This window comes from Microbispora amethystogenes (assembly GCF_016863015.1).
GTDB classification, from domain to species: domain Bacteria; phylum Actinomycetota; class Actinomycetes; order Streptosporangiales; family Streptosporangiaceae; genus Microbispora; species Microbispora amethystogenes.
In genome coordinates this window covers 13,955-27,002 of record NZ_BOOB01000059.1, presented here as the reverse complement: position 1 = coordinate 27,002, position 13,048 = coordinate 13,955, and the positions used below count along the sequence as shown (strand labels likewise).

At 71.8% G+C, this 13,048-nt stretch carries 19 protein-coding genes; 9 read left to right on the top strand and 10 right to left on the bottom strand.

Annotated elements, in window-relative coordinates; genetic code table 11:
* Positions 1–44 precede the first annotated feature (44 nt).
* From Mam01_RS32430 to Mam01_RS32385, 10 genes are read right to left on the bottom strand one after another with little or no spacing between them, the layout of a single operon-like run.
* Positions 45–431, bottom strand: a complete 387-nt coding sequence (locus Mam01_RS32430; RefSeq protein WP_239101792.1) for a gas vesicle protein K — start codon at positions 429–431, stop codon at positions 45–47.
* Entirely contained in the window at positions 412–738 is a 327-nt protein-coding gene (locus Mam01_RS32425) for a gas vesicle protein (RefSeq protein ID WP_239101791.1), read from the bottom strand. The genes Mam01_RS32430 and Mam01_RS32425 overlap by 20 nt, the downstream gene beginning before the upstream one ends.
* Entirely contained in the window at positions 735–1,664 is a 930-nt protein-coding gene (locus tag Mam01_RS32420) for a GvpL/GvpF family gas vesicle protein (RefSeq protein ID WP_239101790.1), read from the bottom strand. Before Mam01_RS32420 ends, Mam01_RS32425 begins: the two co-directional genes overlap by 4 nt.
* Entirely contained in the window at positions 1,657–2,163 is a 507-nt protein-coding gene (locus Mam01_RS32415) for a gas vesicle protein (protein WP_239101789.1), read from the bottom strand. The genes Mam01_RS32420 and Mam01_RS32415 overlap by 8 nt, the downstream gene beginning before the upstream one ends.
* On the bottom strand, positions 2,160–2,492 hold the full coding sequence (gene gvpO, locus Mam01_RS32410; protein WP_204288991.1) for a gas vesicle protein GvpO: 333 nt from the start codon (positions 2,490–2,492) through the stop codon (positions 2,160–2,162). Before gvpO ends, Mam01_RS32415 begins: the two co-directional genes overlap by 4 nt.
* A gap of 6 nt (positions 2,493–2,498) precedes the next feature.
* Positions 2,499–2,732 (bottom strand): gas vesicle protein GvpG, encoded by a 234-nt coding sequence (locus tag Mam01_RS32405; RefSeq protein WP_204288990.1) that lies wholly within the window; start codon positions 2,730–2,732, stop codon positions 2,499–2,501.
* Positions 2,733–2,771: 39 nt separating this feature from the next.
* Complete coding sequence (locus Mam01_RS32400) at positions 2,772–3,560, bottom strand: GvpL/GvpF family gas vesicle protein (RefSeq protein ID WP_150939946.1); 789 nt, start codon at positions 3,558–3,560, stop codon at positions 2,772–2,774.
* 1 nt (position 3,561) lies between these two features.
* Positions 3,562–3,978: a gas vesicle protein GvpJ gene (gvpJ, locus tag Mam01_RS32395; RefSeq protein ID WP_204288989.1), complete on the bottom strand. Its 417-nt coding sequence runs from the start codon at positions 3,976–3,978 to the stop codon at positions 3,562–3,564.
* A 54-nt stretch (positions 3,979–4,032) separates the two neighbouring features.
* Positions 4,033–5,535 (bottom strand): SRPBCC family protein, encoded by a 1,503-nt coding sequence (locus Mam01_RS32390; protein ID WP_204288988.1) that lies wholly within the window; start codon positions 5,533–5,535, stop codon positions 4,033–4,035.
* 4 nt (positions 5,536–5,539) lie between these two features.
* Entirely contained in the window at positions 5,540–6,103 is a 564-nt protein-coding gene (locus tag Mam01_RS32385; RefSeq protein ID WP_204288987.1) for a hypothetical protein, read from the bottom strand.
* A 339-nt stretch (positions 6,104–6,442) separates the two neighbouring features.
* Here Mam01_RS32385 and Mam01_RS32380 point away from each other — a divergent pair, with 339 nt between their 5' ends.
* The 9 genes from Mam01_RS32380 to Mam01_RS32340 all read left to right on the top strand — a co-directional run bounded on the left by Mam01_RS32380 (position 6,443) and on the right by Mam01_RS32340 (position 12,894).
* Positions 6,443–6,916, top strand: a complete 474-nt coding sequence (locus tag Mam01_RS32380) for an Asp23/Gls24 family envelope stress response protein (RefSeq protein WP_150939955.1) — start codon at positions 6,443–6,445, stop codon at positions 6,914–6,916.
* A gap of 11 nt (positions 6,917–6,927) precedes the next feature.
* Positions 6,928–7,284 carry an Asp23/Gls24 family envelope stress response protein gene (locus tag Mam01_RS32375; RefSeq protein ID WP_239101788.1) on the top strand — a complete coding sequence of 119 codons (357 nt, stop codon included), beginning with the start codon at positions 6,928–6,930 and terminating at the stop codon, positions 7,282–7,284.
* 2 nt (positions 7,285–7,286) lie between these two features.
* Complete coding sequence (locus Mam01_RS32370; protein ID WP_204289038.1) at positions 7,287–7,472, top strand: hypothetical protein; 186 nt, start codon at positions 7,287–7,289, stop codon at positions 7,470–7,472.
* Positions 7,469–7,795 (top strand): Asp23/Gls24 family envelope stress response protein, encoded by a 327-nt coding sequence (locus Mam01_RS32365; RefSeq protein WP_204288986.1) that lies wholly within the window; start codon positions 7,469–7,471, stop codon positions 7,793–7,795. Before Mam01_RS32370 ends, Mam01_RS32365 begins: the two co-directional genes overlap by 4 nt.
* On the top strand, positions 7,770–8,378 hold the full coding sequence (locus Mam01_RS32360; protein ID WP_204288985.1) for a DUF6286 domain-containing protein: 609 nt from the start codon (positions 7,770–7,772) through the stop codon (positions 8,376–8,378). The genes Mam01_RS32365 and Mam01_RS32360 overlap by 26 nt, the downstream gene beginning before the upstream one ends.
* Positions 8,379–8,414: 36 nt before the next feature.
* Positions 8,415–8,990, top strand: coding sequence for an alkaline shock response membrane anchor protein AmaP (locus Mam01_RS32355; RefSeq protein WP_204288984.1), 576 nt, complete (start codon positions 8,415–8,417; stop codon positions 8,988–8,990).
* Between the two features lie 134 nt (positions 8,991–9,124).
* A complete protein-coding gene (locus tag Mam01_RS32350; protein WP_204288983.1) occupies positions 9,125–10,255 on the top strand; it encodes a glycoside hydrolase family 12 protein in 1,131 nt (376 codons plus the stop codon).
* Between the two features lie 286 nt (positions 10,256–10,541).
* Entirely contained in the window at positions 10,542–11,525 is a 984-nt protein-coding gene (locus Mam01_RS32345; RefSeq protein WP_204288982.1) for a GerMN domain-containing protein, read from the top strand.
* Positions 11,526–11,760: 235 nt separating this feature from the next.
* Positions 11,761–12,894 (top strand): endo-1,4-beta-xylanase, encoded by a 1,134-nt coding sequence (locus Mam01_RS32340; protein WP_204288981.1) that lies wholly within the window; start codon positions 11,761–11,763, stop codon positions 12,892–12,894.
* Positions 12,895–13,048 lie beyond the last annotated feature (154 nt).

Here is a 13,048-nt window from a genome sequence, read left to right as displayed (position 1 = left end):
CTCGTCCGCCTACCCTCTTGACCTGGTCATACACGTATGCGGACTCATGGGGTGTCCGTGGGCAGCAGCGTGCCGAGGGGGCCGAGATCGAGGTTGAGGTCGGAGGGGGACAGTCCGAACCGCTCGCACAGCTCGGTCATCGCCTCCTCCAGGCGCATCAGCGTCAGGCCCAGCGTCTCGATCTGCTCGTCGGACAGGTCGCCCTGGTCCATCCGCCGCACACACTGCCGCTCCACAAGCTGGCGGATCAGCTCGACGAGCGTCAGCACGAGCCGGCTCAGGTCGCGCCGCACCGCCTCGGGATCGGTGTTGAGGCGCCAGGCGTCCGGCCCGGCGCGCGGGTTCCCGCTCCGCTCCCCGGCGCCGGCCGTCCCGGGCACGGCGCCCATCCGCCACGGGCCCGCCCCGGCCTCACCACCCGTAGCCGTCATCGTCTCCCTCCCATCGTTCCGCGCGGAGGTGGTCGGCCTCCCGCCCCCTCTCCGCGTATGGCTCGCCGAGCGGATCGAAGGGCTCGGTGCCGCGTACGGAGCCGAGCAGCGCCCGCAGGGAGATGCGGACGAGGTCGATGTCGGCGATCGACAACACGATGTCACCGGCGATCACCACGCCGCCGGCGAGCAGCCGGTCGAGGATGTCGACGAGCGCCACGCGCTCGGGCGGCAGGCGGCCCTCGGCGGCGAGGACCCTGCCAGGCGACCGCTCCGGCGCGTACGGCGGCAGGCCGTCCGGGGTCACCGGACGCCTCCGTCCCGATCCGTCCCGAGGTCGATCATGGTGAAGGAGTACGGCGCCCACGGGCCGGTGATCTCGACGTCCAGGAACCGGTCGCGGTGGGCGGCGACCACGGCGGCGAACTCCTCCTCGTGCGCCGGGTCCACGAGATAGGCGCCGTTCAGCAGCATCGACTCGCTCCTTCCGGACAGGCGGGGATCCTGCGGCCGGTGGCGGCGGCTCGCCACGGCGAGCCGTCCCAGCGCGGCGTGCAGCTCTTCGGCCCGCTCGGCGGCCGCGCGCCACAGGTCCTCCCTGCCCCGCAGGCTCTCCTTGCGCCGGCGGAGGTACGCCGCGCCGGGGCCACCGCCCTCGGGTTCGGCCGAGGTGCGAGCCGGAGACGCCGCGGACCGATCGGGGGGAGTGGTCGCGGGCTGGGCCGTCTCGCGGCGCAGGTAGGCCTTGACGCCCCATTCCCGGCGTCCCGCCACGTGGGCGAGGATCTCGGCGAAGTCGTCGTGCCGCCGGTCGAGCAGGTCGCGCACCTGCTCCTCACCCGTGTAGACGGTCACGAGGCGCACGGGGGCCGTCGGCCCGGCCCCGGCCAGCGCCTCGACGACCGCGTGATGGGCGCGGGCGACGCCCTCCACCCAGTCGAGGTCCTCCAGGTGCCGCCGCAGCGGCTCCTCGCCGAACTCGTCGAGCGGCACGTCGCTGACATGGGCCACGAGGCCACCCCGGGCGACCGGCCGCACCGCACCGCCCCCCACACCCCGCAGCTCACCGCCTGCCACGCCGTCGTGCTGGGCGTACGTCTCGCGGGCGGGCGTCACCGCGTACAGGTAGACGCCCTGACCAGGCCCCGCCCCGCCCGTGCCGCCGGCGCGCGGTGTGTCCGCCGGGCCGGGCGGCGGCGGCCGGGTCACGTCGGCGGGCGCGTGGTCAGTCACGGTCGCGCTCCCTGTCGCGCGGAGCGTCGCGCGGGCGCGCGGGCCGTACCGTGCCGGCGGAGGTTCCGGGTGCCCTGCGGGTCGCGGGGGTTCCGGACGTGGTGTCCGTGTGGCCGCCGGGGCGCTCGTACCGGCTCTCGCCCGGTTCCAGCTCCGCCCGGTCCTCCCAGGCGAGGAGGCGCTCCTCGACCGCGGTGAGGCGTTCGCGGAGGCGGCGGTTCTCCTCGACCAGTTCCCGGTCCTTGCCGCTGAGCCACGGGTCGCGTTCCCACCAGTCGATGCCGATCTCCCGGGCGGTGTCGACCGAGGCGATGACCAGCCGCAGCTTGATCGTCAGCAGCTCGATGTCCAGCAGGTTCACCCGGATGTCGCCCGCGATCACGATGCCCCGGTCGAGCACGCGCTCCAGGATGTCGCCCAGGTTGGTCGACTCCCGGGGCATGGCGGACGGCGGCGCGTACGACTCCCGCAGCACGGGACGCGAGCGGGGATCGGTCATACGCCACCGCCGAACGCGCCCGTGCCGCGCCGGTAGGTCCGGGTGCGGCGGTAGGACAGGAGGTCGCCGTCGTCGTCGACCTGCACCTCGTAGGTCGACAGCATGTCGCTGGAGGACGGGATCCTGCGGTCCTCGACGACCTCGACGTCGACCACCCAGCCGTCCTCCAGGGGTTCGACCAGCGTGATCCCCTCGGTGTCCTTGGACGTCAGGTCGGCGATGTACCGCAGGCCGAGCCGGCCGGCCGAGGCCGCGTTCAGCGGGCGCCGCCGGCGCGGCTCCTCCTCACCGGTGTCCTCGTCGAAGCGGTCCTTCCGCCGCGGAGGCACGGGACGTCACCCTCTCCGCGGTCCGCTCATGAGGCGCAGGATCTCCTCCACGGCCTGGGCCTCCTCCTCTTCGGAGATCTGTCCCGAGCGCCTGGCCTCCTCGACGGCCTCCAGCCGCCGCCGCACCGCCGCCGGGTCCTTCAGTTCGTGCTCGACCTGCTGCTGGATCAGCTCGCCCAGCCGGATCACTCCGTGGACCGGGGCGAGCGGCCAGGTGAACAGCAGACTGACCAGTCCCACGGCGGCCTCCCTCCAGATGGTGACGGGTCGGCTGACGAGTCAGCTGACGACGAAGTCGTACGGCGCCATCGGCCCGAGCAGGCGGACCTCCACCCGGGCGCCCCACTCGCCGCGCAACTCCTCGACGGCCCGCTCGAAGTCGTTCCGGCGGTCGTTCTCCACGAGGAACGCCACGTGCGCGGCGTCGCGTTCGTGACTGGGCTCCCGTACGACCGCTCCCGCGGTGACGGGCTCGAACCGGTCGACGACCGCCTGCGTGTCGGCCTCCCGCTTGGCGGCGATGATGTGCGTGATCAGCTCGCCGAGCCGCATTCGTTCGCTCCGCGTCACCTCTTCGGGCAACTGCCTGATCCGGTCGCGCAGCTGTCTGGCCTCGGCGCTCTCCGACAGCACCTCGATCAGCACCGGCTGCTCGGCGTACCGCGCCTTGAGGACGAACTGCGCGCGGCCCTCGATCTGCTTCAGCGCCGCCGCGAACGAGTCGTGGTGCGGGGCCAGCAGTTCCTCCACGACCGCCTCCGGCGTGGTCATCACGGCGCCGAACCGCAGGGGGAGCACGGGGACCTCGGCGGCGACGTCGTCGAGAAGCTGCTCGTGGGCCACGAGGTCCTGCGCCCGGCCGAGCGGGCGGTCCACGTCGACGTCGCTCACCAGCGCGGCGATCTCGCCGTGCCGGACGATCCTGACCTTGGCCGGGGGATCGCCCACTCCGAGGGCGTCCTCGGTCATCTCGACGTCCTCGGGGAGGATGCCGTAGACGTAACATGCGACGTCCGGACGGGTCTCGGCGCGGTCGCCGGGTCCGGACTCCCTGATGGCGCGGGACATCTCAGTCCTCCTCCCGTCGCCGGCGGCGGGCCCGCGGGGCGGGTTCCTCCCCGTAGTTCGTCATGAGGTCCTGCAGCTTCTCCCCGGCCGCCTCCAGCACGCCCTGCGCGATGCCCTTGGACTTGCCGCGGGCGATGCTCTGCGGCGCCTCCGACAGGAGGTCGGGCAGCCCCTTCTGCTGTGCGGCGATGTCGAGCCGGTTGACCGCCTCCGCGAAGCGGAGATAGGTGTCGACGCTCGCGACGACGACCCGCACGTCGATCGTCAGGATCTCGATCCCGACCAGTGACACCCGCACGTACGCGTCGATCACGAGGCCCTTGTCCAGGATCGTGTCGATGACGTCCGCCAGGCCGGATCCCGACGACCGGCCCGGCAGTCCGCCGCCGCCACCCGCTGGTGGAACGGCTATCGTCATGGGCGCTTCCTCCTTGTCCTTGTGTCCGGTGCCGTGGTCAGATGTCCCCGCGTGTCACTCCTGGGGCCGGCGGCGCCGGACCGGACGCCGCGCCGGCTGCTCGGGCTCGCCGGCCTCCTCGGCCCCGCGCTCCTGCTCGCCTTCGCCGCGCTCGGCCGCGCTCTCCGCACGCCGCCGTGCGGGCGTCCGGGCGCCACGCCGCGCGGGTTCGGCGGTCCGGGCTCCGCGCGTCCGGGTGGTCCGCCGTTCCTCGGGCTCCTGTTCCTCCGGTTCCCGCTCCGGCGCGCGTCTCCGTGTGACCACCCGGGCCCTGGCCCGTCCGCCCGCCTCGGCGCGGGCCGGAGCGCGCTCGCGCTCCTCCTCCTCTTCGGGCTCCTCCCCCTCGCTCTCCTCTTCTTCCTCTTCTTCGAGCTCCTCGGGGGCCTCTTCCTCTTCGGGCTCCTCCTCGGGGGCCTCTTCCGCGCCTTCTTCCGCGCCTTCTTCAGGGGCCTCCTCCTCCGCCGCCTCGGCGGCCTCTTCGGGAGCCTCTTCGCGGGCCTCCTCGCCCTCTTCCTCTTCGCGCTCCTCGCGGAGGGCCGTCTCGTGGTCCTTGACGACCTTGCTGTCGCGGATCTCGCCCCGCCAGCCCTCGATCTCGTCGGCGTGCAGCAGGGTGTTGTTCATGACGTGCCGTCTGAAGTGCTTGAACTCCAGCCGGACCCGGCGGCCCTGGGCCCGCCACAGGTTGCCGATGCGCTCGAACAGGCCCTGCGGGTTGTACTCGATCACCAGCAGGACCCGGGTCATCTCGGGTGTGACCTCGTGGAAGGTGACCGAGCCGTCCGGCCAGCCCTTGGGCCCCTGCGACCGCCAGACGATCCTGCTGTCGGGGACCTGCTCGACGATGGTCGACTCCCACGTGCGGTGCGACCACCAGACCTGGGCCTTCCACGCGAGCTTCTCGTCGGACTTCTGCTCGACCGTCTCGACCTTCTTCATGAAGCCCGGCCAGTCCTCGAACTGCGTCCACTGGTTGTAGACCACGCGGATGGGCGCGCCGACGTCGAGCGACTCGACGATGTTGGTGAGCTTCAGCTTCTTGCCCTTGCGGCCCTTGCCCTTGCCTCCGCCGCCGAACAGGCCCTTGATCTTCTCCTTGCCGTACGCGAACAGGGCGGCGCGTACGGGGTGGCTGCCGCCGCCACCGCCGCCGCCCTCGGTCAGCGCCTCGGTGAGGGTGCCGAGCAGGCCGCCTCCGCCGGTGGCGCCGAGGCGGTCGGCGAGCGACCGCAGCAGCCCCTGGCCACCCTGGCCTCCGGTCAGCCGCTCGGTCAGGTTGCCGAGCACTCCGGGACCGCCGTTCCGCTGCCTGCCGGTGACCGCGTCGAACAGGCCGGAGCCGCCCTGGTCCACGTATTCGGTGAGACGGCCGGCCATCCGGTCGACCCTTCCGGCCACACCGGACAGCGCGCGTTCCGCCGCGGCCGTCAGCAGGTTCTGGACCTCCTGGCCCAGGCGCTCGGTGGGGAGCGCGGTCTCTTCCGATTCCCGTGCCCGTTCCCGTGTCTCCTCGGTCATGGGCTCACCTCCGGGTCCGTGTCACGGGCCGGGCAGACCGGGCTCGGGGCTTGGGCCGCTCCTCAGGCTCGGGCTCGGGCTCCTCTTCCTCTTCCTCTTCCTCGTACGGCTCCTCCTCGTACTCCTCTTCCTCCTCGTAGGCCTCTTCGGGCTCGGGCTCGGCCCGGCGCGCCCGCCCGCGCCCCGGCCTGCGGCGGGGCTCCTCCGGGCGCTCCTCTTCCTCTTCCTCCGCCGCCCGGCCGCGCCCCCGGGGCTGCCGGAGCGCCTCCGCGCGTTCGTGCAGCTTGTCGCTGAGCGTGTCGATCTGCCGGCTGGTGGCGCGCCTGGCCGCGGCCTTGCCGATGTCCACCAGGTCGCCGCGGACCCGATCGGTGATCTTGCTGAAGTCGGGGGCGGCTCCGCCGAGGATCTTGGGCACCTGCTCCAGGAGGGCGCCGGCGGCTCCCTCTCCGCGCAGGCGAGCGGCGAGAATGGCCAGGGCGAGCACCAGCGCGAAGCGCAGCTTGTGATGCCGCCCCAGGTAGTAGCCCGCGATGACGGCCAGCGCCACCTTCAGTCCGTCTTTCATGATCGCGCCTCCTACTGGCCGGCCCGGAGCGCCGATGCCGGTCGTCTCGCCGCGCGGCGCTGCGATCCAATCGAACGGTATGAATGCCCCAGAAGGTGACACAAAAACTCAATCGATGACATAGCGGACAGTTTTGGCGTGCCATAACCCCTTCCTTAGGGCATGGGTTCCGGCCCTGCCCGGAGCTGTGACCGGCTCCGTGGTCTTGGTGTGTTCGAGGATCTCCGATGACCCAACCTCGCCTCACCTCGCACGATTACTGTGCGCGAACCGGGTATTACGGCCGTGAATCGGCGGGAAGCGGCCATATCTGCCGCGCACGCGAAGCGGGGGAGTCCCATGACCGAGACCAGAACGTCGTCCGTGACCGCGGAGCAGGCTCCCGTCCGACCACACGGAGGCCAGGGCGGCTCCAGCCTGATGACCGAGCGCGGGCGCACCACCATCGCGGACGAGGTGGTCGCCAAGGTGGCCGGGATGGCCGCCCGTGAGATCGAAGGCGTCCACGAGTTCGGCGCCGGCGGGGTCCGCGCGTTCGGGGCCATCAAGGGCGCGCTCGGCGGGGAGGACGGCGTCACCAAAGGGGTGTCGGTCGAGGTGGGCGAGCGGCAGGCGGCCGCCGACATCCATCTCGTCGTCGAGTACGGCGTCGCGATCCCCGACCTCGCGCAGGCCGTACGGGGCAACGTGATCCGCGCGGTGGAGCGTATGTGCGGGCTGGAAGTCACCGAGGTGAACATCGCCGTCGACGACGTCCATCTCCCCCGGCAGGAGTCGTCGGCGCCCGCCGACGGGGAACCGCGGGTCCAGTGAACGCCGGCCCCATGAACGCGGGCCCGGGCGACGCGGTCGCGAGCCGGGAGGGCGGCGACCGGGAGGCGGCCGCCGGACCCCAGCCCCCGACGGCACGGCGGATCGCCGAACGCGTGCTGTCCTGCCCCGACGTCGCCGGCCTGTCCAGAGGGCCGTTCGGCGCGGTGGCGACCTATCTCCCCGGCGACCTCGTCCCGGGCGTGGCCGTACGGGACGACGTGATCGAAGTTCACGTCGTCGCGCGGTACGGCAGGCCGCTCCCGGAGGTCGCCGAACTGATCCGCGACGCGATCGGCGACCTCGCGGCGGGCCGCAGGACGGACGTCGCGATCGCCGACGTCGTCACAACCGACGGAAAGAAGGAATGATCATGCAGGGGTATCCGATCTGGGCCCTCGCGGGGCTGCTGTTCGGCACGGTGCTGGGGGTGGTCGGGGCCTTCGGCGGCCTCAACGCGTTCCTCATCGTCCTGGTCCTCGGCATCGCCGGGTTCTTCGTCGGCATGGTGCTCGAAGGCGGCGTACGCATGCCCCAGATGCACCCGAGACGGCAGTGAGCCTCCCGGCCGAGCGCGGCACGACGACGATCTCCGAGCGCGCGCTCACGAAGATCGTCGAGCGGGTGGTGGGCGAGGAGGAACATGTGACCGAGCCTCCGCACGTGTCGGCGTCCCTGAGCGGGATGGTCGCGGCGGTCCGCTGCGACGTCACCATCCGCTACCCGTCGCCGGTGCCGCGGGTGGCCGGAGAGATCCGTGAGCGGGTCCGGCGGCGCGTCCGCGAACTCACCGGCGTCGCCGTGGAGAACGTGGACATCGAGGTCGTCGGGCTCGTGCCCGAGCAGAGGAGTGGCGATGAGCGAAGGCGGAGGCCGGTCTGAGAGGACCCCGCTCTTCGTGCCGGTGCGGGGGTTCGACGGCGCGGGGGCCGAACGGGCCTTCCGGCCCGGCCGGGGCCTGCCCGCCGTGGTCGCCGCGCTCGCGCTGCTGGCGATCGGCGTGCTGACCGCCGTCGAGGTGATCTCCGCGCTGCTCGGGCGTCCCGCCGGGCTGGTGCCGTACGAACAGGTGGCCGGGTGGGCGAGGACCACGGCGTGGAACGACGACCGGGCGCTCGCGGCGGCCGCCGCGCTGGCCCTGATCGGGCTGGTGCTGGTGCTGATCGCGGCCGTGCCCGGGCGGGGACGGCTGGTCGCGCTGCGCACGGCCGACCCCGACCTGGTGGTCGGCGTGCCGCGCCGCGCGCTGGCGCGCGTGCTGACCGGCGCGGCAGGCCGCGTGGACGGCGTGCGTGCGGCGGGCGCACGGGTGCGCGGATGGCACGCCGACGTGTCCGTCCGGACCGACCTGCGCGACACCGCCCTCCTCCGAGAGCGCGTCCGCGCGGCGGCGGAGCGGGAGATCGCCCGGCTCGCCCCCGCTCACCCGATATCGCTGCGGGTCCGGGTCCACGGGCCCAGGTAGGCCGCCCGAACCGAAGACGCCGAAGGAGGCGGGGCAGTGACGACGAAACCGTCCAAGGGGAATAGGACGGGCCTCACGCTGTTCGGGCTGGTCCTGCTGGCCGCGGGCGGCCTGGCGCTGGCGCGGGCGCTCGGGGCCTTCGGCGGCGACGCCGCGCGGCGGCCCGTGCTCGACGCGGGGACCACGTCCTTCGCGGCGACCACCCCGTGGTTCTGGCCGGTGGTGGCCGCGATCGGCGTGGTGCTCGCGCTTCTCGGGCTGGCCTGGCTGCTCGCGCTGCTCCGGCTCGACCGGCCGCGGCGGCTGCGCCTGGAGTCGGGCGCCTCCGGCGTGACGGAGGTCGACGCCTACCCGGCGAGCGCGGCCCTGGCCGAGCAGGTCAGCGCGTACCCGGACGTGCGCAGGGCGCACGCCGTGCTGCGCGGCTCCTCCGACGACCCGCACCTCGACCTCGGGGTCTCCGCCGTCGCACCGGCCGACCTCGGGGCGCTGGTCACCCGGCTGCACGAGGAGGCCGTCCCCGGCCTGCGCACCACCCTCGGGCTGCGCCGCCTCCCCACGCTCGTCCGGCTGCGCCTCGCCTCCGGCCGTCGTACGCGGGTGGTCCACTGACGGACAAAGTGACAGAGGTGTAGGTGAAAGTTTCACCTACCGTCACAGCGTTGTGGCTGGTTGCGGTTTCGTCCAGTTTGTCGACCAAATCAACTCATGTTGCGGTCCATGGTCAAGTGTCTATGGTCCGGGTCATGAGGATGCGAATGATCACGGCGAGCCTCGCCATGCTCGGCTCCGTCGCCGCGTCGCTCGTCGTCGGTCAGGCGGCGCATGCGGACACGGTGATCTGCGACAAGTACGGCAGTACGACCGTCCAGAACGGGAAGTACGTCGTCATCAACAACGTGTGGGGCAGCAGCGCCACCCAGTGCATCAACGTCACGAACAACGGCTTCACGGTGACGCAGGCACAGCACAACAACACGGGCGGCACCCCGGCGGCCTACCCGGCCATCTACGCCGGCTGCCACTACGCCAACTGCTCCACCAACAGCGGCCTGCCTCTCCAGGCGAGCAACAGCCAGTTCAACACGGTGCAGACCAGCGTCAGCATGAGCTACCCGGGCTCCGGGATCTACGACGCGGCGTACGACATCTGGTTCGACCCCACGCCCCGCAAGGACGGCCAGAACACCGGCGCCGAGATCATGGTGTGGCTCAACCACACCGGGTCCGTGCAGCCCGTCGGATCCCGCGTCGGCACCGCCAACATCGCCGGCGCCACCTGGGACGTCTGGTTCGGCAACATCGGCTGGAACGTCATCTCCTACGTGCGGACCTCGCCGACGAACTCGATCAGTTTCGCGGTGCGCAACTTCTACGACGACACCGTGAACCGGGGCTACGGCCAGCGGTCGTGGTACCTCACCAGCGTCCAGGCCGGATTCGAGCCCTGGGTGGGCGGCGCCGGCCTCGCCGTGAACAACTTCTCCTACAGCATCGGCGGCTCCCTCCCGACCTCGACGCCGAGCTCGACGCCGACCTCCACGCCGACCAATCCGGGCAACGGCGGCGGCTGCAAGGTGAAGTACACGAAGAACGAGTGGCAGGGCGGCTTCACCGCCGACGTCACCGTCACCCCCTCCAGCGCGGTGAACAACTGGACCGTGGGCTTCAACTTCCCGAACGGCCAGAAGATCACCAGTGGCTGGAACGCCACCGTGACCCAGAACGGGTCCTCGGTCACCGCGAAGAACCTGTCGTACAACGGCTCCGTCGGCGCGGGCGGCAGCATCTCGTTCGGCTTCCAGGGCACCTGGAGCGGCTCGAACGGCAACCCGACCGGCTTCACGCTGAACGGCACCGCCTGCACCAACGCCTGACCCCGCTGAACGCCTGACACCCCCTGAGAAGGAGCGCCGCCGGAGGGACGTCCCTCCGGCGGCGCTCCGTTTCCACGGACGTTCCGGGTACGCCGGACCGGCGGGGGCGGCTGAGACCTCACTCTGCCGTCCCTGGGGTAGAAAAGTGCGACCGAAAGTGACATGTCTGTCGCGCCGGGGGCTGTGGCCATGTGGAGATACTCCAGTCAGGAGCCGGACCGCTGGAACGGTCCCGGCCCCTGCGGGTCCCCCAACCCCGCGAAAGGAACCCGGCAGAGGAGCCCTCATGTTTCTGCCCCCCATGCGCTCGCTCGCGGCGTCGGCCGCGTCGCTGGTGAGCGCGGCCACGCTGGTGGTGACGCCGTCGTCCCCGGTGGCCGCCGCGCCCGTCGCCGCGGCCCCGGTCTCCGCGGCCCCGGTCTCCGCGGCCCCCAACGCCGCGGCCCCGGTCGCCGCGACGCGGGCGGCCGCGCCCGTGGCGACCCTGGTCGGCGTGCGCGCCTCGCACCACCCCGGCCTGGACCGGGTCGTCTTCGAGTTCCGCGGCCCGCTCCCGGCGCGGCGGACCGCCGGCTACGTGTCCCGGCTGATCGCCGACGGCTCGGGAGACACCATCCCGGTGGCCGGTGACGCGATCCTCGGCCTGCGCTTCGAGCGCGCGGTCGGCCACGACGGGAGCGGCGCCTCCACCCACGGCCCCGCCCGCGAGACCTTCGCGCTGCCCGAGGTGATCCAGGTCGTCAGAGCCGGCGACTTCGAGGCGGTGCTCACCTTCGGCATCGGCCTGGCGCGCAAGGCGCCCTACCGCGTCTACACGCTCAGCCGTCCGAGCCGGGTGGTCGTGGACATCAAGGCGCCGCGCCGCACCGTGCCGGTGGGCGTCCACTTCCTCGACTCCCGCCGCTACGACGCGGGACGGGAGCCGTACACGCGGGCGGTGCGGCGGCCGGTGGCGCCGCCGTCCCTCGCGCGCGGCGCGCTCCAGCGGCTGTTCGCCGGGCCGACCCGGGCGGAGTACGCCGCCGGGCTGCGCTTCGTCGCCTCGGGAGCCACCGGCTTCCGGTCCGTGGTCGTCCGCGGCGGGGTCGCCCACGTGCGGCTCACCGGCGCGGTCGGCAGCGGCGGGTCGGCGTTCACCGTCGCCGACGAGATCACGCCCACGCTCAAGCGGCTGCCCGGCATCCACTGGGTGAAGATCTACGACGCCAGGGGCCGCACCCAGCACCCGGCGGGCCGCTCCGACTCCGTCCCGGAGAGCCTGGAGCCCTGACCGGATCGTACGGAGGGGAGGGCCGGGACGACCCGGCCCTCCCCTTTCCATGACCGCGTCCTTACCCCTGAGAAGGACGCGGAGCTGAAAGTTTCGGACGTCTGTCAAGTCGTCCAATGTCATTATGGCTGTTAGAAAGGCGATTTGTCATCTCGTATTGACCGGCGAGTGAAGGATTCATAGGGTACGTCAACGGAAAGTTAGGGCAATATATCGAAACATTTCGGATGCTCGGGTGAGCGCAGTCTTGCTCGTGGATCTGGACGTCCCGCTCCGTATCCCCCACCGGAGGACCTTCCTCATGCCGCACAGACTCGCCGCCTCAGTCGCCGCCTCACTGGCCGCCGCCGGGCTCGTCACCGCGATGGCGGCGACGCCGGCCTCCGCCGGCCCCGACCGGCACGACGACACGACGCTGGGCCGGCTGGCCGCGGACACCCACCGCTACTTCGGTTCGGCGACCGACAACCCCGAGTTCTCGGACGCGGCGTACCTCGGCATCCTCGGCAGCGAGTTCAACTCCACCACCGCGGGCAACGCGCTGAAGTGGTACGCCACCGAGCCGCAGCAGGGCGTGTTCGACTTCACCCAGGGCGACCAGGTGCTCGACTTCGCCCGCAGGCACCACATGTCGTTCCGGGCGCACACCCTGGTCTGGCACAACCAGCTGCCCGACTGGCTGAACAACGGCACCTTCACCGCCGACCAGCTCCGGGCGATCCTCAAGAAGCACATCACGACCGTGGCCCGCCACTACAAGGGCAAGGTCTACTCGTGGGACGTCGTGAACGAGGCGTTCAACGAGGACGGCACCTACCGCGACACGATCTTCTACCGGACGCTCGGCCCCGGCTACATCGCCGACGCGCTGCGCTGGGCGCGTGAGGCCGACCCGCACGCGAAGCTCTACCTGAACGACTACAACATCGAGGCGATCGGGCCGAAGAGCGACGCGTACTACGCCCTCGTGAAGTCGCTCAGGGCCCAGCACGTGCCGATCGACGGCGTCGGCTTCCAGGGACACCTCGCGCTGCAGTACGGGTATCCCGACACGCTTGAGCAGAACCTGCGGCGTTTCGCGGACCTCGGCCTGGACGTGGCCATCACCGAACTGGACATCCGCATGTACGTCCCGGCCGACGCGACCAAGCTCGCCACCCAGGCCGACTGGTACGCCAGGGTCACCAAGGCCTGCCTCGCCGTCCGCCGCTGCGTCGGCATCACCGTCTGGGACTACACCGACAAGTACTCCTGGATTCCCGCCGTCTTCCAGGGTGAGGGCGCGGCGCTGCCGTACGACGAGAACCTCCAACCCAAGCCCGCGTACACCGCGATCCGGGACGCGCTGCGGAGCGCGGGACGGCACTGACCCCTCCGCACGGTTCCGGCCCTTCCGGTACGACGGTGCCCGCGCTCGGGGGTGCGGGCACCGTTCCGGGTCGAACGTGTCGACTGCGTGAGCGGGCCGCTACGCACGTATTTCCGGGTGGTAATCGCACTGTAACTTTCCGTGTCGAGCATCG

What these genes read in the sequence shown, in the direction of transcription:
- Mam01_RS32430 (WP_239101792.1), bottom strand. Translation starts at nt 431, where the DNA reads ATGACGGCTACGGGTGGTGAGGCCGGGGCGGGCCCGTGGCGGATGGGC.
- Mam01_RS32415 (WP_239101789.1), bottom strand. Translation starts at nt 2,163, where the DNA reads ATGACCGATCCCCGCTCGCGTCCCGTGCTGCGGGAGTCGTACGCGCCG.
- Mam01_RS32400 (WP_150939946.1), bottom strand. Translation starts at nt 3,560, where the DNA reads ATGTCCCGCGCCATCAGGGAGTCCGGACCCGGCGACCGCGCCGAGACC.
- gvpJ (WP_204288989.1), bottom strand. Translation starts at nt 3,978, where the DNA reads ATGACGATAGCCGTTCCACCAGCGGGTGGCGGCGGCGGACTGCCGGGC.
- Mam01_RS32390 (WP_204288988.1), bottom strand. Translation starts at nt 5,535, where the DNA reads ATGACCGAGGAGACACGGGAACGGGCACGGGAATCGGAAGAGACCGCG.
- Mam01_RS32385 (WP_204288987.1), bottom strand. Translation starts at nt 6,103, where the DNA reads ATGAAAGACGGACTGAAGGTGGCGCTGGCCGTCATCGCGGGCTACTAC.
- Mam01_RS32380 (WP_150939955.1), top strand. Translation starts at nt 6,443, where the DNA reads ATGACCGAGACCAGAACGTCGTCCGTGACCGCGGAGCAGGCTCCCGTC.
- Mam01_RS32375 (WP_239101788.1), top strand. Translation starts at nt 6,928, where the DNA reads ATGAACGCGGGCCCGGGCGACGCGGTCGCGAGCCGGGAGGGCGGCGAC.
- Mam01_RS32370 (WP_204289038.1), top strand. Translation starts at nt 7,287, where the DNA reads ATGCAGGGGTATCCGATCTGGGCCCTCGCGGGGCTGCTGTTCGGCACG.
- Mam01_RS32360 (WP_204288985.1), top strand. Translation starts at nt 7,770, where the DNA reads ATGAGCGAAGGCGGAGGCCGGTCTGAGAGGACCCCGCTCTTCGTGCCG.
- Mam01_RS32350 (WP_204288983.1), top strand. Translation starts at nt 9,125, where the DNA reads ATGAGGATGCGAATGATCACGGCGAGCCTCGCCATGCTCGGCTCCGTC.
- Mam01_RS32345 (WP_204288982.1), top strand. Translation starts at nt 10,542, where the DNA reads ATGTTTCTGCCCCCCATGCGCTCGCTCGCGGCGTCGGCCGCGTCGCTG.